The sequence below is a fragment of the Salinimonas marina genome, from assembly GCF_015644725.1.
Taxonomy (GTDB): Bacteria; Pseudomonadota; Gammaproteobacteria; order Enterobacterales; family Alteromonadaceae; genus Alteromonas.
In genome coordinates, this window is sequence record NZ_CP064795.1 from 87,501 (window position 1) to 111,495 (window position 23,995).

At 50.6% G+C, this 23,995-nt stretch carries 16 protein-coding genes, 2 rRNA genes and 1 pseudogene (1 of these 19 running past the window's edge); 10 read left to right on the top strand and 9 right to left on the bottom strand.

Annotation, left to right across the window (positions count from 1 at the left end; all coding sequences use genetic code 11):
* The 3 genes from IT774_RS00375 to IT774_RS00385 all read left to right on the top strand — a co-directional run.
* Positions 1-583 (top strand): 23S ribosomal RNA (locus IT774_RS00375) (it extends 2,298 nt beyond the left edge of the window).
* A 152-nt stretch (positions 584-735) separates the two neighbouring features.
* A 5S ribosomal RNA gene (gene rrf, locus IT774_RS00380) occupies positions 736-851 on the top strand.
* Between the two features lie 1,222 nt (positions 852-2,073).
* Positions 2,074-2,883 carry an EAL domain-containing protein gene (locus IT774_RS00385; RefSeq protein WP_195810867.1) on the top strand — a complete coding sequence of 270 codons (810 nt, stop codon included), beginning with the start codon at positions 2,074-2,076 and terminating at the stop codon, positions 2,881-2,883.
* 166 nt (positions 2,884-3,049) lie between these two features.
* On the opposite strand, the gene IT774_RS00390 is transcribed toward IT774_RS00385, so the two are convergent.
* Both IT774_RS00390 and IT774_RS00395 read right to left on the bottom strand, forming a co-directional pair.
* Positions 3,050-4,507 (bottom strand): catalase, encoded by a 1,458-nt coding sequence (locus tag IT774_RS00390; RefSeq protein WP_218958936.1) that lies wholly within the window; start codon positions 4,505-4,507, stop codon positions 3,050-3,052.
* A gap of 491 nt (positions 4,508-4,998) precedes the next feature.
* On the bottom strand, positions 4,999-5,721 hold the full coding sequence (locus IT774_RS00395) for a DUF1499 domain-containing protein (protein WP_195810868.1): 723 nt from the start codon (positions 5,719-5,721) through the stop codon (positions 4,999-5,001).
* Between the two features lie 110 nt (positions 5,722-5,831).
* Here IT774_RS00395 and IT774_RS17675 point away from each other — a divergent pair.
* Positions 5,832-6,461 (top strand): annotated as a pseudogene (locus IT774_RS17675) (DNA-J related domain-containing protein).
* Between the two features lie 18 nt (positions 6,462-6,479).
* Here the strand turns inward: IT774_RS17675 and IT774_RS00410 are convergent.
* On the bottom strand, positions 6,480-7,103 hold the full coding sequence (locus IT774_RS00410; RefSeq protein ID WP_195810870.1) for a TetR family transcriptional regulator: 624 nt from the start codon (positions 7,101-7,103) through the stop codon (positions 6,480-6,482).
* A gap of 109 nt (positions 7,104-7,212) precedes the next feature.
* Between IT774_RS00410 and IT774_RS00415 the strand changes: the two genes are divergently transcribed.
* The 4 genes from IT774_RS00415 (at position 7,213) to IT774_RS00430 (ending at position 14,444) form a co-directional block, all read left to right on the top strand.
* Positions 7,213-8,358 carry an efflux RND transporter periplasmic adaptor subunit gene (locus IT774_RS00415; RefSeq protein WP_195810871.1) on the top strand — a complete coding sequence of 382 codons (1,146 nt, stop codon included), beginning with the start codon at positions 7,213-7,215 and terminating at the stop codon, positions 8,356-8,358.
* A gap of 27 nt (positions 8,359-8,385) precedes the next feature.
* Positions 8,386-11,484: an efflux RND transporter permease subunit gene (locus IT774_RS00420; protein ID WP_195810872.1), complete on the top strand. Its 3,099-nt coding sequence runs from the start codon at positions 8,386-8,388 to the stop codon at positions 11,482-11,484.
* Positions 11,485-11,661: 177 nt separating this feature from the next.
* Positions 11,662-13,506 carry a bifunctional acetyl-CoA hydrolase/transferase family protein/GNAT family N-acetyltransferase gene (locus IT774_RS00425; protein WP_195810873.1) on the top strand — a complete coding sequence of 615 codons (1,845 nt, stop codon included), beginning with the start codon at positions 11,662-11,664 and terminating at the stop codon, positions 13,504-13,506.
* On the top strand, positions 13,503-14,444 hold the full coding sequence (locus tag IT774_RS00430) for a histone deacetylase family protein (protein WP_195810874.1): 942 nt from the start codon (positions 13,503-13,505) through the stop codon (positions 14,442-14,444). The genes IT774_RS00425 and IT774_RS00430 overlap by 4 nt, the downstream gene beginning before the upstream one ends.
* Positions 14,445-14,783: 339 nt before the next feature.
* Here the strand turns inward: IT774_RS00430 and IT774_RS00435 are convergent, their stop codons facing one another.
* The gene (locus IT774_RS00435) at positions 14,784-15,677 is read right to left on the bottom strand and encodes a mechanosensitive ion channel family protein (RefSeq protein ID WP_195810875.1); all 894 of its coding nucleotides are present in this window, start codon (positions 15,675-15,677) and stop codon (positions 14,784-14,786) included.
* Between the two features lie 130 nt (positions 15,678-15,807).
* Here IT774_RS00435 and IT774_RS00440 point away from each other — a divergent pair, with 130 nt between their 5' ends.
* Both IT774_RS00440 and IT774_RS00445 read left to right on the top strand, forming a co-directional pair.
* Positions 15,808-16,320, top strand: coding sequence for a hypothetical protein (locus IT774_RS00440; protein WP_195810876.1), 513 nt, complete (start codon positions 15,808-15,810; stop codon positions 16,318-16,320).
* Positions 16,321-16,331: 11 nt separating this feature from the next.
* The gene (locus IT774_RS00445; RefSeq protein ID WP_195810877.1) at positions 16,332-17,207 is read left to right on the top strand and encodes an ATP-grasp domain-containing protein; all 876 of its coding nucleotides are present in this window, start codon (positions 16,332-16,334) and stop codon (positions 17,205-17,207) included.
* Here IT774_RS00445 and IT774_RS00450 read toward each other — a convergent pair.
* The 5 genes from IT774_RS00450 to IT774_RS00470 all read right to left on the bottom strand — a co-directional run bounded on the left by IT774_RS00450 (position 17,204) and on the right by IT774_RS00470 (position 23,853).
* Positions 17,204-18,355, bottom strand: coding sequence for a DUF3300 domain-containing protein (locus IT774_RS00450; RefSeq protein WP_195810878.1), 1,152 nt, complete (start codon positions 18,353-18,355; stop codon positions 17,204-17,206). The two genes, IT774_RS00445 and IT774_RS00450, sit on opposite strands and share 4 nt — an antisense overlap.
* A 134-nt stretch (positions 18,356-18,489) precedes the next feature.
* A complete protein-coding gene (gene ribA, locus IT774_RS00455) occupies positions 18,490-19,104 on the bottom strand; it encodes a GTP cyclohydrolase II (protein WP_195810879.1) in 615 nt (204 codons plus the stop codon).
* Positions 19,105-19,200: 96 nt separating this feature from the next.
* On the bottom strand, positions 19,201-21,978 hold the full coding sequence (locus tag IT774_RS00460; RefSeq protein ID WP_195810880.1) for a putative bifunctional diguanylate cyclase/phosphodiesterase: 2,778 nt from the start codon (positions 21,976-21,978) through the stop codon (positions 19,201-19,203).
* A gap of 148 nt (positions 21,979-22,126) precedes the next feature.
* Positions 22,127-22,429, bottom strand: coding sequence for a hypothetical protein (locus IT774_RS00465; RefSeq protein WP_195810881.1), 303 nt, complete (start codon positions 22,427-22,429; stop codon positions 22,127-22,129).
* Positions 22,417-23,853, bottom strand: a complete 1,437-nt coding sequence (locus IT774_RS00470; protein WP_195810882.1) for a protein adenylyltransferase SelO — start codon at positions 23,851-23,853, stop codon at positions 22,417-22,419. The genes IT774_RS00465 and IT774_RS00470 overlap by 13 nt, the downstream gene beginning before the upstream one ends.
* Between the last annotated feature and the right edge of the window lie 142 nt (positions 23,854-23,995).

Genomic DNA, 23,995 nt, shown 5'->3' on the forward strand with positions numbered 1-23,995 from the left:
TTAGTGCAATGGCATAAGCTAGCTTAACTGCGAGACAGACACGTCGAGCAGGTACGAAAGTAGGTCATAGTGATCCGGTGGTTCTGTATGGAAGGGCCATCGCTCAACGGATAAAAGGTACTCCGGGGATAACAGGCTGATACCGCCCAAGAGTTCATATCGACGGCGGTGTTTGGCACCTCGATGTCGGCTCATCACATCCTGGGGCTGAAGTCGGTCCCAAGGGTATGGCTGTTCGCCATTTAAAGTGGTACGCGAGCTGGGTTTAGAACGTCGTGAGACAGTTCGGTCCCTATCTGGTGTGGGCGTTGGATGATTGAGGGGAGCTGCTCCTAGTACGAGAGGACCGGAGTGGACGAACCGCTGGTGTTCGGGTTGTTATGCCAATAGCATTGCCCGGTAGCTACGTTCGGAACGGATAACCGCTGAAAGCATCTAAGCGGGAAGCCGAACCCAAGATGAGTCATCCCTGACCTTTAAGGTCTGGAAGGGTTGTTGAAGACGACAACGTTGATAGGCAGGGTGTGGAAGCGTTGTAAGGCGTTAAGCTAACCTGTACTAATTGCCCGAAAGGCTTAACCATACAACCCGAAGCGGCTTTAGCGCGAACGGTTGTAGAAAGACAAGCTAAATATTGAAAGTATAAGTCAGAGTAGCATGTTACTCAGTGATTGATTGAATATCAGATTTCCCAAATTGTTATGTTATCGGCGCAGCCGGTAACAACCTTTTTTGCTTGGCGGCCATAGCGACGTGGCACCACCTGATCCCATTCCGAACTCAGAAGTGAAACACGTTAGCGGCGATGGTAGTGTGGGGATTCCCCATGTGAGAGTAGCACACCGCCAAGCTCCTCATTCGAAAACAAAAAACCCCGCGCATGCGGGGTTTTTTGTTTTAAGAAGCAGCATCCTGCGATGCTACTTCAACGGTAACCCAACCCATCGTGGGGAACGAAGCGGCAAGCACTGCATTGGCGCAGGGGTAACAACCCATCCCTGGTGCTGCCACCATTCTCGCCCTCCCTGGCGAGCCGTAAATCACTGACGAGGATACTTAATCCTCGCCCTGGCGTGATTTACCCCCATGTGAGAGTAGCACACTGTCCCTTGCCGGCTACGGAGCTCCTCATTACACGAAGAAGCCCACTCATTTGAGTGGGCTTTTTTCGTATATGTGTCTCATTCTCAATAGTGTTGACTCTTTGTTCCCGTTTGGGCTGATGCAAACCCACACTTCCATGTGGCGTAGTGCCAGCTCGCACTTCCTATGCTCGCGTTCGTTCCTTTTAAGGTGACGTTAAGTCACCTTAAATTTGCGTTGCAAACCGGAGCCTCACCCATCCCTGGTGCTGCCACCAGTCTCGCCCTCCCTGGCGAGCCGTAAATCACTGACGAGGATACTTAATCCTCGCCCTGGCGTGATTTACCCCCATGTGAGAGTAGCACACTGTCCCTTGCCGGCTACGGAGCTCCTCATTACACGAAAAAAGCCCACTCATTGAGTGGGCTTTTTTCGTATATGCTCAGCATAGCTGCGCGTACGCACATGATAAAATGTAGTGGCAGACTAAACCCAACACATCGTGTAGTTGAGTCATTGCATTCGGAAACATCCATGTTGGTTAGTGCCAGGGCGTACGTCCTGTACGCCCGTTCGTTCCTTTTAAGGTGACGTTAAGTCACCTTAAATTTGCGTTGCAAACCGGAGCCTCACCCATCCGTGGCGCGCCGCTACGGTCGCTGCGAATGTCCACCGGACATTCGGTCAACCTACGCCCCCATGTAACAACGTGGTTGCCAAAGGTAGAACTCGTCACGAAGTGAACGGTCCATTGCCGGCGAGAGAGCTGCCATTACGAAGAAGCCCTTTCCGACTCTCTAATTGACCAGCCACGCTCTGATTATGTGGAATTTATCCGAAACGTCTGACACTAAGCAGCAGTTAAGTCATCTTTTATTATGATAAATCTTTTTTACAGCATAGTATTAAAAATAGGCGATCTGCCGATTGGTAAGGTAGGATGGCACAAAGGACCTTGATCAATATTTAAAATTGGATTTTAAAGTTACCATGGGGAAATTTAATAATGTATCTGCCCGCGAGCTTCCTCTTTATATTATAGAAGAGAACGCCCAGGCGTTATCGTGTGAGGGTTGTCGTAACGGTGAGGCTCTACCCTTTGATTTTACTATGGCTTTTCAGCCCCTTGTGGATCTTGAGAGGCGCATTGTCTTTGCTTATGAAGGGTTAGTTCGCGGATTGAGTAATGAGCCAGCTTATACGGTTATCGAAAAAGTAAAAGCTGAGCACATTTACCGCTTTGATCAGGCCTGCAGGGTTAAAGCGGTTGCCCTGGCAGCTGCCGCGGGCATCAGTGAAAGGCTTAATATCAACTTTATACCGGGTGCAATCTATCGGCCGGAGATTTGTATACAAACGACTTTAAATGCTGCCCGGCGCTATGGCTTCCCTTTATCCAACATTACCTTTGAAGTGGTTGAAAGTACGCCCATCAATGATAGGCGTCACCTGCAACGAATTATCGATCACCATAAAAAGCTGGGGTTCGCGACCGCTTTAGATGATTTTGGATCAGGGTACGCTAACCTCGACTGGTTGGCTGACCTATCCCCCGACAGCATAAAAATTGATATGCACCTGATTAGAGATATAGATACCAACCGCCGAAAGAAAGCCATTGTTCACAGCCTGACTTCTTTGTGCCGGCAGCTGGAGATAGAGGTACTGGCAGAGGGAGTGGAAACAAAAGCAGAGCGGGATACCCTGGCTGCAATGGGGGTGGTTAAACAGCAGGGATATTTCTTTGGTAAACCCCAGTTTGAATCTTTTGCAACCATTGCCAGTGAGGTGTTCTGTTAACCCAATGAATAGTCCCTGTGCTTTAATAAGATTTGTTTGTCCTTAATGGGAGGGCGGGAGTTAACTACCCTGATTGCTATCCCGGCATAAACCAACCCGGTTTAATAGCCGGGCTGTTTTGTTAGTTTTAAGCATCACTCAATTCGCCAACGATGCGCTTTAATTCTCAGCCGAGGCGATTAAGCACTTCTTGTCTGACGCGTTTTCCGTAATCTGCATGAGCGTGGGCATATTGTTCGAACATGGCCTGTTGCACAGCTTGCGTACATTGGCTTAATCCGTCAGCAATATTATCTACCAACTGTCTTTTATGATCCTCATTCATCAGGCAGAACAACTCCCCGGCCTGGTTAAAGTTATCCTCGTGCTGATTATCATATATATCTAACCAGGCATCGTGCTCCAGCGCCAGGGGTGGTTCCTGCACGTCGGGCACTTCAGCGGGCGCGCCATGATCCACCCGATTATTCGGATAGAAGTTAGCCCCGTTCCCCGCGATACTTGGGGTAATGCCGGCGAAGGCCCCGTCACGCTGATAATTGTGAACCGGGCAACGCGGCGCGTTAACCGGAATCTGATTGTAGTTTGCGCCAATCCGGTAGCGGTGAGCGTCCTGATATGCCAGTAGCCGAGCCTGTAACATCCTATCAGGAGATACTCCCACCCCTGGCACCAGATTACTGGGCGCAAAAGCTGCCTGTTCATTTTCAGCAAAGAAATTATCGACATTGCGATTAAGCTCGAGCTGACCAATTTCAATTAATGGATAGTCGCGGTGTGGCCATACTTTTGTCACATCAAACGGATTAATACGATAATTTTTTGCTTCTTCTTCCGTCATAATTTGCACTTTCACGGTCCATGATGGAAATTCGCCTTTATCGATACTGTCGACCAAGTCCTGCTGGGCCCCAAATGCCGGGCGTGTCGCTGCCTCTGCATTCGTCAGGGTTTTGATACCCTGATTGGTTTTAAAGTGCCACTTTACCCAAAACCGCTCGCCGTGTTCGTTCCATAAACTAAGGGTGTGCGAGCTATAACCATTGATGTGTCGATACGACAGGGGGATACCACGATCAGACATCAAAATGGTCGACTGGTGCAGCGACTGCGGGTTATTGGCCCAAAATTCATAGATTGCCTGCGGATCCGGCAGATTGGTTCTGGGATGCTTTTTCTGGCTATGGATAAAGTCGGGGAACTTGATTCCATCGCGCAAGAAAAATACCGGGGTGTTATTGCCGACAATATCCCAGTTACCTCGGCCGGTATAAAACTTAAGGGCAAAACCCCGGGGATCCCGAGCGTAATCACTGGAATCCTGACCACCCCCCACGGTAGAAAAGCGCAAGAAGATATCCGTTTGCTGACCAGGTTCCTGTAAAAAGTCGGCCACGGTATAGTCTCGCAAGCTTCTGGTCAGCGTAAACGTTCCGTAAGCTGCACTACCGCGGGCGTGCACAACCCGCTCGGGGATACGTTCACGGTTAAAGTGAGCCAGCTTTTCAAACAGATAATGGTTATCAAAAGATAGCGGGCCGCGAGGACCGGCCGTACGGCTTTGGTTATCATTAGCAACCGGTGCACCTGCACTGGTGGTCATGGGACAGCGTTTATTCGACATAAATTCCTCCATTATCTGTCGTAGCCCCAAAAGGCACTGGCCTTTTGAATGTGGAAGGATAATAGAAGATAGTATTGGTAAATCAAAAACCATTAATTCAATTGATATAATCTATTAAAACTATCCTGATTCATATTAAGAATTGATATTAAAAAAGTAATTATTATTTTTGATTGTCGATGAAAGGGTGAGCCTTCGCCAGGGCGGTAAAAGAAAGCTGACTCATCAGAACCTGAGACTGTGATCCCGAGACTTATATCAGAGGCGAACAATGGTGGGTGCTTATCAGCGCGGTCTGCTTGCTATAAACAGTTCAGCGAAATAAAAACCAGGAAGGGGCAGATAAGTGAAGGTGTACCGACGCACAAGTCAGTACACCAACGCCGGACATTTACAAACGTAGCTCCGAACGATGTTATTAAGGCGAAGCCTGCCGCGCTTTACCAAGCCAGCAAATCTCTGCGTAAAAACCTACCTCGGAGATCAGGGTGTTAGTTAGCAGGAGAATTAGTACGTTCACGTAATGTCTTAAAAAATAACTGTATCCGCTCGGCATTTTTGCCTAAATCGCTTTTTCCTACACGTGATTTGCTACGAATATCTACCAAGGTGTCCTCACCTTGTGCAGTTAAGCGAATAATTACGTCATCTTTAAAGCCAAACCACAAAGTTGTGTCAGTGGCTTCGATGGTGTAATTGGTTGTATTTTTAGCGGCGATTTCCCAGCCCAGCGCCTCGACACTGTTTACCGCTACAGGAAAGAGCTCTTCTATCGATAACGCAAAGACCTGGGTTTTAATATCCGGGTAGGCGCGTAATTGTTGTTCAGTGATTTCGCCGCCGGCATATGTGGCAGGATTCGGAGCATCTTTACGCAAGGGCAATATCGCATCAAATTGCGGCGGGTTTTGAGTATCGGTGGTAATGTCATGAATCGGCGGCACGGATTTTCCCTTGTTCATCATGCTTAATGGCAAGCCCACCGCGACTAATGCCAGCAGAGCATAGATGAATGTGGCGCCTAAACGCATACTCTTGCGGGCAAACAGTACCTGTAACAGGATCAGGACCAGTGCTGCGCCGCCCACATAAACACCGTATCGAAACACCGTAAACGCAGTACCTAAATCCAGCCCGAAAAACTGATAAAGCAGGCCGGGTAACACGACCATTAGAAAACCAACAAAACTGGTTATTGCGACTAAAAATTTCAAAAGATGTTCCTTCTTGTGGTTATATGAATAGTTAAACCAGATTAACCCGGTCACATTCTAATCTGGTATAAAATTAATCTTTATTGATGGCTACGTAAACAGGATATTTTGTGAGCAAGACTGATCACCCACTACTGCTAACGCTGCGCCAGGCCCTTGAGGCAGAGCGAGCCTGTCTGCGTAACGGCATCAGCGAATATCAGCTGATTCAAAAGCTAACCGGGGCGCCTTATTGTATTTTCGATGCGGATGCCTTAGGCGATAACTTAACGTTATTTCAGACCCATTTTTTATTGTTTCATTGCTTATACCAGATTCAGCAGGATTGGATACACAATGCTGAAAAATTACAGATAAGCGCCTTGTCTATAAAACTGGTATCAGTGGCAGGCGAGACACTGTCGTGTCTACCAGTAGCGGAATAACCGCTGCAAAATTACTATCTGAACTGGGATAACTTCACCCGGACCCAAAGCGAAGATATCGAGGCCATGTTGGATGATTTCTGGCAAAAAATGGCAGGAACGCGGGACGGGATAAATGAACAGGATATTCGGGCTGCCTGCCAAACCTTAGCGATAGACGATACACAGTGGCAAGACCCCGGCAAACTTAAACATCAATATCGCAAACTTCAGCACCTGCATCATCCGGATAAGGGTGGAGACACCCAATTTACCCAACAACTCAATCAGGCCTATAAGCTGTTACTACAGGCAAACACCACTGGTCAGGGATAAATAAGCGGGGCCGGCAGGTTATCTGCCTGCAGGCGGTAAAATACCATTGAAGAACAATTGCATCATTTGAGGCACATCATGCCCTGGTTGAAACTCCTGAGGGGAGTCAAGATACTCACTGACTACACCACGAAAGAAGCAGTTGACTGATAACGCCAGCAAACGCGGGTCCGCAGACAACGGCAGTGTCTGCTGGTGCAGCGCTTTTTCAAAATAAGCTTCAAAGGCCCGCAGTTTATCCCGTTTTTTGGCATTAAAGCGTACTTTGCACGCAGCCAGCTCACCTGAATAGTCACATTTAAACATAAACAGCTGAATGGCTTTTCGCAACTGCGGGTCCTGCTCCAATCTCAATATCAACTGAGTACAGATGCGTTGTAGCTGTTCGACCGGATTGGGATGTTCTACTTCCAGTCCTTCCAGAATTTGTTCAATAAAAGGCGTATGCAGGTTTTCATGCAGCGCTTCAAAAATTTCTATTTTATTTTTGAAATGCCAGTACACCGCTCCACGCGTGACACTGGCGGCTCTGGCGACTTCTTCCAGAGAGGCTTTGGCCACCCCGCGCTCATAAAATACATCCAGGGCCGCTTCAAGGATGGCTAGTTTGGTTTGTTCCGCATCTTCTTTGGTTCGGCGCATAACTGGCTGCTTCCACTTGAGTTTGACAACATACATACAAGAACGTATCTTTAAAACGGTAAAGGTTCAGCATCATTTTGTCCAGTGTATATTCGGGAAATCACATACTATGAAGCACATTTTTTTGGCGGTGACGGCAAGTTTAGCGGTCATACTATTGGCGGGCTGCTCACCAGATTCTAAATCAGGCTCAGCGAACCAGGGACCACAACAACCTGCTGCGACGGCGGTATCAGTCGTCACGATAGAGCGGACCACGGTGCCGGATATTTTGTCGCTGCCAGGCCGAATTACTCCTTTTCAGCAGTCTCAGGTACGCCCGCAGGTGGCCGGGGTGATCACTGACCGTTTATTTGAAGAGGGGGCGGTGGTTGAAAAAGGGCAGCAGTTGTATCAAATTGACGATGCCCGCTACAAAGCCGAATTAGCCAGTACCAAAGCCGATCTTAAAAGTGCTCAGGCAAACCTTAAAACACTGAAAGCAAAAGAAAAACGTTATAAAGACTTGCTGGCTAAAAACTCCGTGAGCGAGCAGGAATACGATGATGTGGCGGCCCAGACCGACCAGGCTGAGGCGCAGATTGCTGTGGCGCAGGCGGCGATAGAGCTGGCCAGGGTGAATGTCGACTATACCAAGGTGTATGCGCCTATCAGTGGCCAGATAAGCCGCTCTTATGTGACCGAAGGTACGCTGGTTACCGCCAATCAGGCTCAGGAGCTGGCCACCATTACCCAGCTGGATCCGGTCTTCGTGGATATGCAGAATTCTGGCAAAGCCATCGTAGAATTACGTCGCTCTATGCAAAACCGAGACGAAATGCCGGTAGAAATTGTGCTGGATGAAGCCAGTAACAGCCGGTACGAACGGCAGGGCAAACTGAAGTTCTCCGAAGTAACCGTGGATGAAAGCACCGGCAGTGTGACCCTGCGGGCGGTGGTGCCCAACCCTGACAGTGTATTGATGCCAGGATTGTTTGTGAAAACCAATATTATTAAGTCGCAGGAACAGGGGTTACTGGTACCCCAGCGCGCCACTATGCGTCAGCCGGACGGCGCGTTAACCGTGTATGTGGTAGGCAGTAATAATACGGTAGAAGCGCGCGTTCTTGAGGTGGTACGTAGCTACCAGAGCCAGTATCTGGTGACCTCGGGTGTAAGCGAGGGCGATAAAGTCATCATCGCAGGTTATCAAAAAGTGAAACCAGGCGCGCAGGTGACCCCGCAACCCTGGCAGCAAGACCCGAAAAAGCGCTAATCCCACAACCGGCAGGAATTCAGATCTATGGCACGTTTTTTTATCGATCGACCCGTCTTTGCCTGGGTTTTGGCAATCATCACTATGCTTACCGGTATTCTGGCGATTAATAATCTGCCAATCGAGCAGTATCCTAAAGTAGCCCCGCCATCGGTGTCGATTAATGCGAATTACCCAGGTGCGTCAGCCAAAAGCGTCGAAAACTCGGTCACCCAGGTCATCGAGCAAAACCTTAATGGCATTGATAATCTGCGTTACTTCTCATCCAGTTCACAGCGCGGCAGTATGTCTATAACGCTGACCTTTGAACCTGGTACCGATCCTGATACCGCTCAGGTCCAAACCCAAAACAAGGTGCAAAGTGCAGTATCACTGTTACCTGCGTCGGTGCAGCAGCAGGGGGTTACCGTCACCAAGTCAAACGATGCGTTTGCGCTGGTGATCGGCTTTTACTCCACGGATGAGCAGCAATCGCAGTTTGATTTAAGTGATTTGCTGGTATCCGAATTCCGCGATCCGATTTCGCGGGTCAATGGGGTGGGTAGCGTACGGGTATTTGGCGCGCAGCGCTCTATGCGGGTGTGGCTGAATCCGGATAAACTGTACAGCTTCAACCTGACGCCGGTGGATGTGCAGCAGGCTTTGAAAACCCAGAATACCGATGTGTCGGCCGGGCAGCTGGGCGGTATGCCGGCGGTAGATAACCAGCAAATCAATGCCACCATTCAGGCGCAATCGTTACTGCAAAATGTGGAAGATTTTGAAAATATCATCTTGCGGGTTAACACCGATGGTTCGCAGGTCCGGCTCAAAGATGTAGCCCGGGTAGAGCTGGGCTCTCAGACCTATGGGTACATTACCCGCTACAAAGGCAAACCTGCTTCTGGGATGGCGGTGAGTCTGGCCTCGGGGGCTAACGCGCTTGATACCATCGAACGGGTTAAGCAACGTATTGCTGAACTGGAAGGACAAATACCTGACGGCGTGGAGGTGGTCTATCCGGTAGACTCGTCACCGTTTATCGAGTTGTCGATTGAGTCGGTGGTAAAAACCTTAATTGAAGCCGTGGTTCTGGTATTTCTGGTGATGCTGCTTTTTTTGCAAAACTGGCGCGCCACCCTGATCCCCACTATTGCGGTTCCGGTGGTATTACTGGGTACCTTTGCGGTGCTCTATGCCTTTGGCTTTAGTATTAATGTGCTAACGATGTTTGCCATGGTGCTGGCCATCGGCTTGCTGGTCGATGATGCCATCGTGGTGGTGGAAAATGTCGAACGGATTATGGAAGAAGAGGGGTTATCGCCTAAAGACGCCACCAAAAAATCCATGGGCCAAATCACCAGTGCCCTGGTAGGTATTGCCGCGGTACTTTCTACCGTCTTTATCCCTATGGCCTTTTTCAGTGGTTCTGCAGGCTCCATTTACCGTCAGTTCTCAATTACGATTGTGTCGGCCATGGCGTTTTCGGTACTGGTGGCGATTATTTTGTCACCCTCCCTGTGTGCCACATTGCTTAAAAAACATGATCCGGAAAAAGATCGCAACAAGGGCTTCGCCGGCTGGTTTAACCGCAACTTCAATAAGGGCCGCGATCGTTATCAACAAGCCACCACCCATATGGCGCACCGATTTAAGCGATACCTTGCGGTTTATGGCGTGTTGGTAGCCGGGATGGTGTTGATCTTTATGCGATTGCCGGGGGCTTTTCTGCCCAATGAAGATCAGGGCAGTCTGATGGTGCTGCTAAGTACGCCGCCGGGTTCGACAGCCGAGCGCACGCTGGAATCGGTCAAAGAGGTTGAACAATTCTTCTTGGAAGAAAAAGGGGATGTCACCCATGACTTATTTACCGTGGTGGGCTTTAGTTTTGCCGGTGCTGCACAAAATGCGGCCATGGGGTTTGTACATCTTAATGACTGGAGTGAACGTGACGAGTCACAAAGTGCCTTTGCCATTTTGCAGGATGCGTTTAAAGAATTCAGTCAGATAAAAGATGCCCAGGCCTTTCCTATTATGCCGCCCCCTATTCGTGAATTGGGCAATGCCACCGGCTTTAATATGCAGTTGGTTGACCGGGCCAGCCGCGGCCACGAGGCCCTGATGAATGCCCGAAACCAGCTGCTGGGCATGGCGGCGCAGTCTGAGGTTCTTAATGGTGTGCGACCCAACGGTTTAAGTGATGTGCCGCAGTTCAAGATAGATATTGACAGTGAAAAGGCGGCCGCACTGGGGGTCTCCCTGGGTGATATTAATAATTCACTGCAACTGGCCTGGGGGTCGGCGTACGTCAATGACTTTATTGACGATGGCCGGATAAAGCGGGTGTATTTGCAGGCGGATGCGCCGTATCGGATGAATCCAGAAGATCTCGATAGCTGGTATGTGCGCAACAATGCTGGCGAGATGGTGGCGTTTAGTTCATTTTCCACCACCAGCTGGGAAAATGGCTCGCCCAAACTGGAACGGTTTAATGGTATTTCATCGGTCAATATTCAGGGTAGCCCGGCGCCGGGTGTGTCTACCGGTGAAGCCATGGACGAAATGCAACGGTTAGTACAACAGTTGCCTCAGGGCTTTGATTTGGCCTGGTCCGGACTGTCGTTTGAAGAAAAAGAAGCGGGCTCGCAGGCGCCTATGCTTTACGCCATCTCGATTCTGGTGGTGTTCTTGTGTCTGGCAGCCCTGTACGAAAGCTGGTCGGTGCCCTTTGCGGTTATGCTGGTGGTGCCGCTGGGCATACTGGGCTCTGTAGTTGCGGCTTTCTTGTTTGGCTTACCCAATGATGTGTATCTGCAAGTCGCCTTTTTGACCACGGTGGGGCTGGCAGCAAAAAATGCGATATTGATTGTCGAGTTTGCCAAAGAAGAGCTCGAGCACGGCACCGATTTGATGAGTGCGGTGGCTATCGCAGCCAAACAACGTTTTCGTCCGATTCTGATGACCTCCATGGCGTTTATTCTGGGGGTTACGCCCCTAGCCCTGGCCAGCGGCGCTGGAGCCACCAGTCAGAACGCTATCGGTATCGCCGTAATGGGCGGCATGCTGGCGGCTACTTTCCTGGCAATATTCTTTGTGCCAATGTTCTATGTGGCCGTCGAACGTCTGTTTCACAAACAAAACAGGTAAGAAAAACAGCATCACGGTTTGAGTGCAGTGCATAAAACGGTCCTTTTCAGGGCCGTTTTTTATAGCCTGAGAAACGGTGAAAGCACCTTCTACGACTAAACGGCTAGACCCAGGGCTGAATAACAATCAGTTTGTGTGGCATGATGAGCGTTCACTCAGTAAGCAGGGGAAGTTTACATGACGATTTCATTACCGCCTGCGCCCCACTGGCAAAAATTGCTCAAATCCGGGTGCAGAGTATTTGTCGGGGGCCATGCCAGTGTGCCGCATGCATTGATGCAAAATCTCATCGACAACAGTCAGGGTTTTAGCGACATTGAACTGGTTCATGGACTTGCGTTAGGTGCTACGCCGTGGGCCAGAGAAGAATACCGGCGCTTATTTAAAGTGAATACATTTTTTATCGGCGGCGCAGAAGTGCGGCGGGCGGTAGATGAAGGGCGGGCCGACTACACGCCCTGTTTTTTATCTGAAATTTCCAGCTTATTCACCGAAGGCGCTTTAGCGCTGGACGCGGTCTTAATCAATGTCAGTCCGCCGGATGAGTTTGGTTATTGCTCGCTGGGCGCATCAGTGGATATCTGTATGTCAGCGGTGCGGCATACCAAGCTCATCATTGCGCAAATTAATGCTGAGGTCCCTCGCACCACCGGGCATTCTTATGTACATATTAGCGAAATCAGCGCCTGTATCGAGGCCGATGAACCTTTGGTGGCCGTGGAGCCGCCGCCGGTGGATACGCAGGCAGAGCGTATCGGGCAATATGTGTCGATGCTGGTGGATGATGGAGCTACCTTGCAATTCGGGATAGGCAAAATTCCCAGCGCTACCCTGAAGTATCTTTGCCATCATAAGGATTTAGGCATTCACAGCGAAATGCTCACCGACAGTATCATCGAGCTGATCGAATCCGGGGCCGTCACCAATCGCAAAAAAACCTTTCATCCGGGCAAAGTCGTGACCAGCTTTGCCATTGGCAGTCAGCGTCTGTATGACTTTATCAATAACAATCCCCACGTGGAATTTTATGCCAGCAGTTATGTGAACAAACCCACCAATATTGCCAAAAACGACAATATGGTGGCCATCAACAGCGCGCTGGAAGTGGACTTGACCGGTCAGGTAGTGGCGGACTCCATTGGCCATGACTTTTATTCAGGCATTGGCGGACAGGTGGATTTTGTCACCGGGGCGTCTATCAGCAAAGGCGGTAAACCCATTATTGCGCTGCCTTCAACCGCCAAAAACGAAACCATTTCCCGGATTGTACCCAGTATCTCTGAAGGAGCCGGCGTGGTTACCTCCCGAGGGAACGTACATTATGTGGTGACCGAATACGGGGTGGCTTCGCTTAAAGGCAAGAGTATTCGGGAGCGGGCTTTGGAGCTGATTCGGGTGGCACACCCTAAGTTTCGGGCCAGGCTGCTCGAAGAAGTACGTACGCACTACTGGGTTCCGCATTATCAGGAAAAGTATCCGACTGACATTCCTGAACTGGGAGGCATTCAGCTGCAAAAATTGCAGATGCAAAATGAAACCTATTATTTGCGGCCCCTGAACCCAGCAGATGAGCGACGTTTGCAGGAGTTTTTTTATTCCCATACCAAAGAAACGCTACGCCTGCGCTACAACTACGACCCCAAACAAATGTCCCGCGAAAAGTCTTGTGACCTGGTCAGTGTTGACCAAAGCACAGATGCCGCGCTGTGTATCGTGCGTCAGGATGGTTCGCGGATTACGATTCATGCCGTGGGCCGGTTTTATTACTACCCTGAAGACAACAGTTGTGAGGCAGCCTTTGTGACCCGGGAAACGCATCAGGGCAAGGGGATGGCCAAACGCCTGCTGGTACAGCTGATTGACATTGCCTGCCAGCGAAAAATTGACAAAATGGTGGCCTATGTCAGGGCGGGTAATAAGCCAATGATCAGTATTTTTGAGCAACATAATTTTAAACGGGTATTCAGTGATGATCCCAGCGATGTCGAGCTGGTGCTCAAACTTGAGGAAGCAGCACTATGACAGTGAGAATTTATCGCGGACGCGACTGTACCTTGCATGATATGGGCAATGACCATCCCGAATCACCCGAGCGACTGTATGCGATAAATGATCAGCTTATCGTCTCGGGGCTGGAGATGAGCTGTGAGCATGCAGATGCTCAGCCCGCCAGTCAGCAACTTTTGCACCTGGCGCATGACCCCGATTATGTGGACCGCTTGTTTGCCAGCGCCCCTGACAATGAGCCGGTTTGGTTTGATGAGGAAACCGGCATGATGAACAAGACGCTGAGCGCCATGCGCTACGCCGCCGGAGCCGCTTGCGAGGCGGTAGACTGGGTCATGCAGGGCCACGACCGCCAGGCGTTTTGTATGGTGCGTCCCCCCGGTCATCATGCAGAGAAAAACAAGGCCATGGGCTTTTGTTTAATCAATAATGTGGCGTTAGCGGCAAAATATGCTTTGCAGCGCGACGATATTGAACGGGTGGCGATAGTGGATTTTGATGTGCATCATGGCAATGGCACCGAACATATTGTTAAGGATGATGCGCGTATATTGCTGTGCTCTTCGTTTGAACATCCGTTGTACCCGTTCAGCGATCCTGACACCACCAGTTCCAACACCGTGGCCGTGGGGTTACCGCCGGGGGCCGAAGGCGAGCAATACCGCCAGGCTATTGCAGGGTGGTTTGATACGTTAGATGGTTTTGCGCCGCAGCTTATTATTATTTCAGCCGGCTTTGACGGCCATGCCGAAGATCCCATGGCGCACTTGCGCCTGGGTGAGGATGACTACAAATGGATAAGCTATCAAATTCGCCAGCTAGCGGATAGGCATTGCGAGGGGCGCATTGTCAGTAGCCTTGAAGGCGGTTATGACTTAAGTGCACTGGGGCGCAGTGTGGTGGCGCACTTAAAAGGCCTGGGCGGTGATGGAACAGAAACCGGCGGCGCCTAACTCCTTAGCAGGCGCCCCCGCACGGTTGCGACTGGCCGCGGCACAATTGAGCTGTAGAAGTATTATTGTACAGCCTCTGCCGCAGCCTTTAAGCAAGGCTCCACCACCGGTTTCATGACGGTAGCTACACCGGGCAAAGCGTATTCAGGCCCGTATTCAGACCAGGGCCATACCGACCCTTTCTTACCATCCACACCAGACAGCGCCGTCTCCGGTCGATAGCTATAAACCAGGTCATCTTGTTTCTCACAGCCTTTTTCACTCAACCATTTTTTTTTTAATTTGCTTGCGCGCAACGTCTGGCCGCGCCACGTCGGGAGCAATGCTCACCAGCCACGGCTAGCTATTGGTGGTGCCGGATTGCATATTGTCGAACTGAGCCCGGGTAAGCTGTAACGTACCATCCACGTGAATATCCCGCTGAGGAAAGGCAATGACAATGCCCGCTTCACGAAAACTTTTCTCGATGGCAAACCGTAATTCACTGCGAATCTGCCGCAGGTCGCGCTCTACCGATGCATTGACCCAGAAAAAGACTTCAAATATGAGCGCGTTATCACCAAAATCGTCAAAAATTACCACAGGTTTTGACTCTTTTAAGATGTGTTCATGGGCGTCGGCAGCGGCAAAGATCAATGAGGAAACTTTCGTACAATCCGAGCCATAGGCCACGCCGACCCGTACCGAGGTACGGGTAAGATAATCAATCAGGGTCCAGTTTATGACCGTATTTTCCAGTAACTTGCTGTTGGGGATGAGCATATGCACCCCGTCGACCCGGCGGATGCGGGTGGAGCGGGTATTGATGGCTTCTACCGAGCCTCTGGCGCCATCGACTTCCAGAAAGTCACCAATGCGGATAGGCCGTTCCCACATCAAAATCCAGCCACTGATAAAATTATTGATAATATTCTGGGCACCAAAGCCAAACCCGATGGCCACCGCGCCAGACAAAAAGGCAAACGCGGTCAGCGGCACATTCAGTACATCTAAGGTGGTGATCAGCAAGACCGCCATGGCGATGATATAAAATATCCGCTTAAACAAATGTACCGAGTCGGCACTGGCACCGCTTTTACGTAACCGGTACGTCGCCAGGTGCGCCATTTTATCAATCAGCCACCAGCCGATAACCAGTAAGAGTGGCAGCAACAGAATTTCACCCACGGTAAATGTGCGCTCATAGAGGGTAAATAACGTAGTGGAGAGAATCGCTTGAAGATTTTCTGGCATTGTTGGTTTACATTGTGCTGTGAAAAAGGCTAAGAGGTTCATCATAGCGATGGGCGCAGACCATTACCATAGCATTGCGGCAGATATGGTAGGGTGAATTGATGGGTTTAACAAAAAGGTACTCCACTGCATGAAACAACTATTTATCGGGATATGGGCCAGTGCAATACTGCTCGTCAGTACAGCGGCGATGGGGCTGGATTTGCGGTTGTCACAAAACGATCTCAATCAAATGGTGCAAATGGCCTTTCCCCAGAGCCGGCAATATCAGGGGGTTGATATGCGCTTTTCTGAACCGGTGGTGACCTTGAAGGCGCACAATGCGGTGAATGTGACAGTGACTATCCATGGGCAAAATAAGCAACACAGTGCCATTGTCCGCGCCGGATTGCAGGGTGAGCTTGATTACCAGCCGCAGTCGGGAACCTTAAACATTTTACGGCCACAGCTTACTGATCTTGAAGTGTTAAAGCAGCCCGAGGGGGATCATTCACAACTTATTGAAACCCTGCAGAGCATGAAGAACCAGCCGGCACCGCTTATCCTGCTGATAAATTTTGCCCAACTCAATTTGCCGATGCTGGGCGATCGTCCGCCAAAAGATGTTCAGATTAAAAATCAGCAGCTGATGGTTACCTTTTAAAGGAGTCCACGATGCCACGTGTCGCATTATTGTCTACCGACAACCTGGAAGAATTTTTTGTATATGATGAGTTGTTAACGGCACCGTTGGCCAAGCATGGCTGGCAGACCGATACGGTGTCGTGGCGCAATGACAGGATTGACTGGACCTATTACGACCTGGTGATTGTGCGCAGCACCTGGGATTATCAGCAAGATCCTGATGCCTTTATTTCCCGGCTCAAACATATCGCTGCGCACACCCGGCTGGAAAATCCACTGGCATTAATGTTGTGGAATATTGATAAAAGCTATCTCACGGAATTGGCCGCCCGGGGAGTACCAGTGATACCCACTCACTGGGCAAGTTGCTTCGACTATGACGCCCTGCTGCGTTGTTTTGAGACTTTTTCCAGCCAGGGTCTGGTGATTAAGCCTACGGTAAGTGCCAATGCCGATGATACATTCTGGCTGACGCCTGACAATTGTGCAGATCATCAGCAGCAGTTGCAAAACACCTTTGGTCAGCGGCCCCACATGATCCAGCCCTTCGTTAATGCTATTACTGAAGAGGGTGAATACTCACTTTTTTATTTTGGTGGCGCCCTGAGCCACACGATCATCAAAACCCCGAAACAACATGATTTCAGGGTACAGGAAGAACATGGCGGACAACTGGAGCTGGTATCAGCGTCAGTCCGCATGCAGGCAGTAGGCGAGCAAACGCTGGCGGCATTGCCTGCATCGGCGCTCTATGCACGCATAGATATGGTGCGTTTTAACGATGACTGGGCGGTGATGGAGGTAGAGCTGATTGAGCCGTCGTTATACTTTAATTTGGATCCCGCATCGCCTGCCCGGTTTGTGGAGGCGATGCTTGGTTACCTTGAACCACCCCAGCCAGCCTAACGCTCAGTATGGCGTTTGATGGTTCGCCCGTCCCGATGACGATTGGCAGAGCGCTGGTGGCGAACCTTTTGGGTTGAGCGGGTCACCTGCTGCTGCGATCGCACATGAGGTTTGCGCACCGTGGGCGTCGATTGGTTATTCACCTGCTTATTTACCGGCTTATGCACCTGCTTGTTAGCCGAATGATAATCCGACTTGGCGACGCGCTTCACCGCCGCGGGACGTTGGGCGCTGGGGTAGGTGTCTGCGGTGGTAACACGTTTAGACTGGGTCACACGTGGTGACTTATGAAATCGGCTGACATCAGCCTGTCTGACCACCCTGGTTGAGTGTTTCCGGATGGTTCGATGCTGTGGTTGCCAGCGCTGATAGTCTTTAACTTTGACCCGCTTTACCGGGGAATGATACCGGTAATGTCGGGGACCCTGACGATTGACCACCACATACCGTTTAGCCCAATGAATGGCGCCAAAATCAAAGATGGCTGAAAAATGTATGCCCGGGCTCCAGTAAAATCCCGCCCGGCGATGGTAATGGGCCGGACGATGCCAGTAAGTCGGCGGATGATGGCGCCAGTGCGCCCCATAAATTACCCGGGTATCGTAGTAGGGCAGGTACACCGTGTGGCGGCTGACCGGATGAATCACAATAGCACTGTGGGTATGCGTTACCTGCTGATAACGGTTGCTCTGCAAATTGCCTGCGGCCAGGGCTTGCTGACGTAGCACCTGCACCCGGCTTAGTACCTCAGACTGACTGGCCAGTACCTGCTGTCCCAGCGCATCCAGCCAGCTCAGGTCTTCGGCCATGGTATGCAGCACATCAGTAAACAACACTAATGCTTTTACACTCGGATCCCAGTTATATTTTTCAATACTGCGGGCCACCGCATCATCGGATAAATGCAGATTATCCTGTCGCCAGCGATCGGCGGCCACCACTTCCAGCGGGTAGGTGGAGGCAATCAGGATGTGAGTCAGTATCGTATCAGGGTATAACGCGATAGGGGCCAGCAAGGCGTCCAGCGTGGGCGCCTGAGTCTCGGTATGGTAACTACCGGAGATCTGGCTTTGAGCATGGACCGGGAGGCTAAACCCGGAAGCGGCAACAGCAATGCCAGTAAGTAGCGCAACGGTTGAGAGTTTCATACATACTCCTTGAACCTGTCCGGCCGACAGATTTTGCGGTTAATCACGCTCCATTACCGAAGCGTTTAGTATGTAGACTGTTATAACCGCTCAGGCATTAACCGAACCTGAATCAACATGAAGCGCAGGTGCGATTACTTGAATAAGTGGGGGTCAAAGGCATGCCCCAGCTTTTCGGTTTTGGTTTTCAGATAATGCTTATTGTCTTTGGTAAGCCCGTGGTCAATCGGTTTGCGAGCGGTGACATTGATGCCTAACTGTTCCAGCGCCTGCATTTTGCGCGGATTATTGGTCATAAGCTCTACCTGGTTTACGTTCAGGGTGTCCAGCATCAATTTACAAATATCGTAACTGCGCAAATCGGCATCAAAGCCAAGATGTTCATTCGCTTCGACCGTATCCATGCCGGTGTCCTGCAGGTTGTAAGCCCGAATTTTATTAAGCAAGCCGATGCCGCGTCCTTCCTGACGCAGATACAATAATACCCCACAGCCTTTGTCCACGATATTCTGCAGCGCTTTTTCCAGCTGAAAGCCACAATCACAGCGGGTGCTGAACAAGGCATCACCGGTCAGACATTCAGAATGGATACGAATTGGCACCACATCTTCGGGTTGCCACTGTCCATAAGACAGGGCCACATGTTCCTGGCCACTGGCCTCCACAAACCCATGAATGGTGAAATCACCAAAGCGGGTGGGTAATCGGGCGGAGCTAACGTATTCGTATTTGGGTTGCTTAGTGGTCATGGCACATCTTAACCGTGGTCTAGGTAGCTCCAGTGTATGGGGCCACCTGTTGAAAATCCAAGTAATTGTTACATTATAACACTCAAATAATGCATCTCATAGCGCTTTAAATTCGCTTAACGGGGCAGGGCTGGCAATGACATTGCCCTGAGCATAATCGATACCCAACCGGCCCAACTGAGTCAGTGTTGACTCATCTTCTACACACAGGGCCACGGTGGTGATGTCCCGGGCCTGCGCAATATTCTTAAACGAACTGATAATGGCCGAATCAAGGGGATCGGACAACAAGCCTTTGACAAAGCTACCATCTATTTTCAAACATTGTACTGACAACTCTTTAATGCAGGCGTAGGAAGAAAAGCCACTGCCAAAGTTATCCAGCGCAAAATGGCATCCCAGTGCCCCAAAGGTCTCAATAAATTCCTGAATCGGCATTTTATGCGCCGAGGCAGTGGTTTCGCTGATATCAAAACAAATTTTGTCGCCAGGTACCGGGCTACGTTCAAACAAGGTGAGTAAAAAGCGGCGTAAGTCTTTATCCGCCAGCGATTGACCATTAATATTGATATTGCAGTATTGCAGCTGCTCCAGATACGCGGGGTTTGCTTCAAGCCAGCTAAAGGTTTGCTGTATCACATAACGGTCCAGGCGCGCGGTCACATTGTAGCGCTCAGCGGTGGGTAAAAAACTCGCCGGGGCGGCCAGAGTGCCATCACTTAAACGCAAACGCAGAAGGATTTCGTAACAATCCCCACGAGGGACGGAATTCAGCGGACGGTAGTGCTGGTAAAACAATTCGAAGCCTTCTCCCTGAATGGCTTTATTAAGCACATGAACCCAGTCAAGCTCCTGCTCATACTTTTGTAGCCGTTCATCATGACGCTGATAACAATACACCTGATTTCGTCCCTGCTGCTTTGCCAGGTAGCAAGCCGCATCGGCCATAAACAGCGCCTGATCAGGATCGCATTCATATTTGGAAGCATTGAGCAGCCCAATACTTAACCCGACGGTAAATACATGGTTTTCCCAGGAAAACCGATACTCACGTACACTCTCAACCATACGGTTAGCCAATTTATAGGCCGCAGTCTGAGATAGGGTGGTGATGAGAATTCCAAACTCGTCGCCGCCTAACCGGGCCAGCGTGCCGCGATTTTCCAGCAGCGTGTTAAGCTGCCCTGCCAGCTCTTTAATCAGGCTATCGCCTGCTTTGTGGCCACAGGTGTCGTTAACAGCTTTAAACCGATCCAAGTCCAGATACAGCAGAATAATCGGCTGCACGGGGTCGGGTTGCGCAAACGCCGCTTTCAGGGCTGCTTCAAATTCGCGGCGGTTATAAATACCGGTAAGCGGATCATGGGTGGCCATGTAGTTAAGATTGATATCAGACAGCTTTTTGTCGGTGACATCAATAATTGAGCCTGACAGGTAGGTTTCACCTTTGTCTTTATGCAGCTGGCATGAAATAGAAAACCAAAACTGAGTACCATCTGCCTTACGACCCATAATTTCGCGGCCCGTAACGGTTTTATTCTCCAGTAATTCGCCTACCAGAACATCACGCTGACCGGGATCAGCATAAAAATCGCTGGTGTCGGTAACGCTGCGCAACATTTGTGGTTCATCGTCATACCCAAACAGAGTACACATAGCCGGGTTAATAGTTTTTAACGTACCATCTAAAGCGGAGGTATACAGACCTTCTGCAGAATTCTGAAACAGATGATAAAACACATTCAAATCATCGATGGTCCGCGCCTGAGTATTAATTTGCTGACGAGACAGGTTGCGTTCGGCCAGCAGCACACAGATAGCCAGAATACACATGCCACTAAGTAGCGCTGCAGCTGCGCTAACCGGAGCCGCAACTAAGGGCAAGGCAACGGCACTGAATTGCACCAGGAACAATGCCCAGGACAGGCTCAGTAACAGCCAGGCTACCCCCAGCAGGCGACTCAATGAGAGAATACGGCGGTCCTGAAACAGTACGCACAACAGGATTTGCAGCGCGCCATAAACCGGAATGCACAAAAACTCAATATAGGCGGGCAGCGGCCACAGTGGCAAAACCGAGACCAGCAAAATCACCAGTGGCAAGCTTAGATTAATGATCCGCAACCAAAGCGGGATACGACCAAACAGCGCATGAGTAAATTTGCCCAGCGCAAATAAAAAGGCAATCCCCAGCCCGCTCAGAATATATTCGCCATACTGCATAAAGCTTAGCCAGCGGGCGACCGGCTCCTGCAAACTGGCCAGTAATGCCAGCAATACCAAACAGGTGCCCGCCAGCCAGAATCGTGCCCCGGTTTGCTGATACAAATGACTCAGGGCAAAATACACCAACAGCACAATCAATCCGCCGGCCATAACGCCATGCAATAACAACCGTTCGTGGACATGGTGTGAGAATGCTGCTTCTGATCGCAATACCAGCGGGAAGTGGGGCAGCGTGTCCGTCTCCACGCTAAACATCACCGTGTTTTTTGTTGCTGGTGCTAAAGAGACCGGTAAGGTCAGCCCCGGGGTAAAAGTGTGGGGCAGCTCATAATCATCCACATCATAATTAATCACGTTGATGATACGATCTTTTTCATCAAGCAGGTAAATGGTGGTGGGTACCGGTATCAGACGCGGGTTACTGATAAAGGTGGTGTGTTCGCGCCCGGAGGTGTTTTGCAGCGGTAATATATACCAGTAACGGGTCGCCTGAGAAAGATTGAAGTTCGGGCCACCGGGTTGCTGTAAGGCTTGCAGAATATCCTGATAGCCAAGATACGCTGGTGCGCTTACCGGGGCAATATCCACGTTTTGGGTGGCGGACACATCGCTTAGTTCTATGGCAGCCCGGGTTGGTTGCAGACTCATTATGGCCCATAACAGCCACATACCTGCAAACAGGTATGCAGATATGGGCACAGCAGCACGTCGTCTTTTCATCATTATTGTTCTCACGGCACAAGCATGGTGAGCTGATGCATAACCGTCCCTGGGCGTGGCAGCTGTCTGCGGTGAATTAACGAAGACCGAAGGCGTGCCATATCTGCACCAGATCCGTGGTGCCGGTGGGTTCTATCCAAATTGCCTCACATAACCATTCTATACACAAAACCGCACTTATGTCTTGTTTGGTTAAAATTGCCTGGCATCGATCCGCCCCCCAGTCGATATTAGAGGCCCTGAAACCGCCTGCCTGAGCCAGCTCATGGATAAACTGTTCGGTTTTGAGCGGCGTGGCCGGCAGCGCCATCTGCACCTGGATAATGTCTGACTGGCTGCTCAGGGCCTGGCGTATCGTCTCTGAATTTAACTGCTGCATGATAAGCTTACCGAAGTGGCATCAAGGGGCGGCTGGGCCCAGCGGCTGTCGTCCCAGCGGGTATCAAACGGGCTTTGCAGCGCCGCCAATAATTGTCTGGCCGGGTCAAAGTCATCCTGATTCGCGCGATCGATGACATATTGTAAATGATGGGTGCGGGCGATGACCGCCGGGTTATGAGTTTGCATCATCAGTTGCTGAGCCGCCGGGTCGCCGGTGCTGGTACGAAGCTGCTGATAATCCTGCCACCACTGGTCAAACGCCACACGGTCAATAAACTGGTCGCGCAAAGCCGGGGTGGGCTCGGTAATATCGGTCAGGCTTAACCGCCGGAAAAGCCGGGTATAATCACGCTGCTGATCAGACAGCATGGTTAACCAGCGATTCAGTATCCCCATCCCGGCTTCGTCTGGCTCGCCCAGGCCTAGCCGCTGGAGCATGGTCTGCTGATATTGTTGCATAAAGGTGGGCTCGTACAACCCCAGGGTGTGGGTCAGCTCTTTTTGAGTGCAATAGGGCGAAAATGCCTGCGCCAGCGCATGCAGATTCCATAAGCCCACGCCGGGTTGCTGGTCAAAGGCATAACGGCCTTGCTGATCGGTATGATTAAACACCGCATCAGACTCAAAATTGTCTAAAAAGGCATAGGGTCCGTAATCAAAGGTGATGCCATGAATGGACATATTGTCGGTATTCATCACCCCATGTACGAAGCCATAGGCCTGCCATAATGCAATCATGCGTGCGGTGCGCAGCACAATAGTGCGTAACAGCGCCAGGTGCGGGTTCGCGGTATTTAATACCTCAGGAAAATGATGAATAAAGGTATGCTCAAACAGTTGTTTAAGGGCATCGTCCTGCTGGTGATGGTAGTAATATTCAAAATGCCCGAAACGCAGGTGACTGGGGGCGCTTCGAATCATCATTGCGGCGGTCTCGGGCTGCTCCCGATATACAGTTTCAGCGCTGCTGAACAAACACACACTTCGGGAGGAAGGAATACCCAGATGATGCAATGCTTCAGAGCCGATATATTCACGCAGAGTCGAGCGCAGCACCGCACGGCCATCAGCGTGTCTGGAGTAAGGCGTGGGTCCGGCCCCTTTGAGGTGTAAATCTACATGCTGCCCGGCGCGGTCTTCGACCTCACCAAGCAACAACCCCCGACCATCACCCAGCATCGGATTCCAGTGACCAAACTGGTGCCCCCCGTATTTTTGCGCCACCGCCTGGCGACACAGTAAAAACGCCGGGTCGTCCAGCGCCTCACCCAGCATATTGTCTTGCCACCACCGCTGTGGCAATTGCAGCTCACTGGCCAGCTCAGTATTGACCAGTTGCAAGCGGGTGCTGACGGGAGGCTTGGGCGTCACCGGTGTAACCAGCTGGCCCAGCTCGGTGGCATATAGATGGGTTAGTTTCAACGTGACTCCGGTTCAAACTATAAAATGTGATTAAGCTTAGGCTACCAAAAAACAATATCCGGGACAAAAGCCCGGCAGCCGGGTAATCTACCTCTGGGTCTTGCAGGTATGCATTATTAACCGCCTGTTTGCACAGCACTAT

What these genes read in the sequence shown, in the direction of transcription:
- IT774_RS00385 (WP_195810867.1), top strand. Translation starts at nt 2,074, where the DNA reads ATGGGGAAATTTAATAATGTATCTGCCCGCGAGCTTCCTCTTTATATT.
- IT774_RS00430 (WP_195810874.1), top strand. Translation starts at nt 13,503, where the DNA reads ATGACAGTGAGAATTTATCGCGGACGCGACTGTACCTTGCATGATATG.
- IT774_RS00435 (WP_195810875.1), bottom strand. Translation starts at nt 15,677, where the DNA reads ATGCCAGAAAATCTTCAAGCGATTCTCTCCACTACGTTATTTACCCTC.
- IT774_RS00460 (WP_195810880.1), bottom strand. Translation starts at nt 21,978, where the DNA reads ATGAGTCTGCAACCAACCCGGGCTGCCATAGAACTAAGCGATGTGTCC.
- IT774_RS00450 (WP_195810878.1), bottom strand. Translation starts at nt 18,355, where the DNA reads ATGAAACTCTCAACCGTTGCGCTACTTACTGGCATTGCTGTTGCCGCT.
- IT774_RS00420 (WP_195810872.1), top strand. Translation starts at nt 8,386, where the DNA reads ATGGCACGTTTTTTTATCGATCGACCCGTCTTTGCCTGGGTTTTGGCA.
- IT774_RS00425 (WP_195810873.1), top strand. Translation starts at nt 11,662, where the DNA reads ATGACGATTTCATTACCGCCTGCGCCCCACTGGCAAAAATTGCTCAAA.
- IT774_RS00445 (WP_195810877.1), top strand. Translation starts at nt 16,332, where the DNA reads ATGCCACGTGTCGCATTATTGTCTACCGACAACCTGGAAGAATTTTTT.
- ribA (WP_195810879.1), bottom strand. Translation starts at nt 19,104, where the DNA reads ATGACCACTAAGCAACCCAAATACGAATACGTTAGCTCCGCCCGATTA.
- IT774_RS00390 (WP_218958936.1), bottom strand. Translation starts at nt 4,507, where the DNA reads ATGTCGAATAAACGCTGTCCCATGACCACCAGTGCAGGTGCACCGGTT.
- IT774_RS00415 (WP_195810871.1), top strand. Translation starts at nt 7,213, where the DNA reads ATGAAGCACATTTTTTTGGCGGTGACGGCAAGTTTAGCGGTCATACTA.
- IT774_RS00465 (WP_195810881.1), bottom strand. Translation starts at nt 22,429, where the DNA reads ATGCAGCAGTTAAATTCAGAGACGATACGCCAGGCCCTGAGCAGCCAG.
- IT774_RS00440 (WP_195810876.1), top strand. Translation starts at nt 15,808, where the DNA reads ATGAAACAACTATTTATCGGGATATGGGCCAGTGCAATACTGCTCGTC.
- IT774_RS00410 (WP_195810870.1), bottom strand. Translation starts at nt 7,103, where the DNA reads ATGCGCCGAACCAAAGAAGATGCGGAACAAACCAAACTAGCCATCCTT.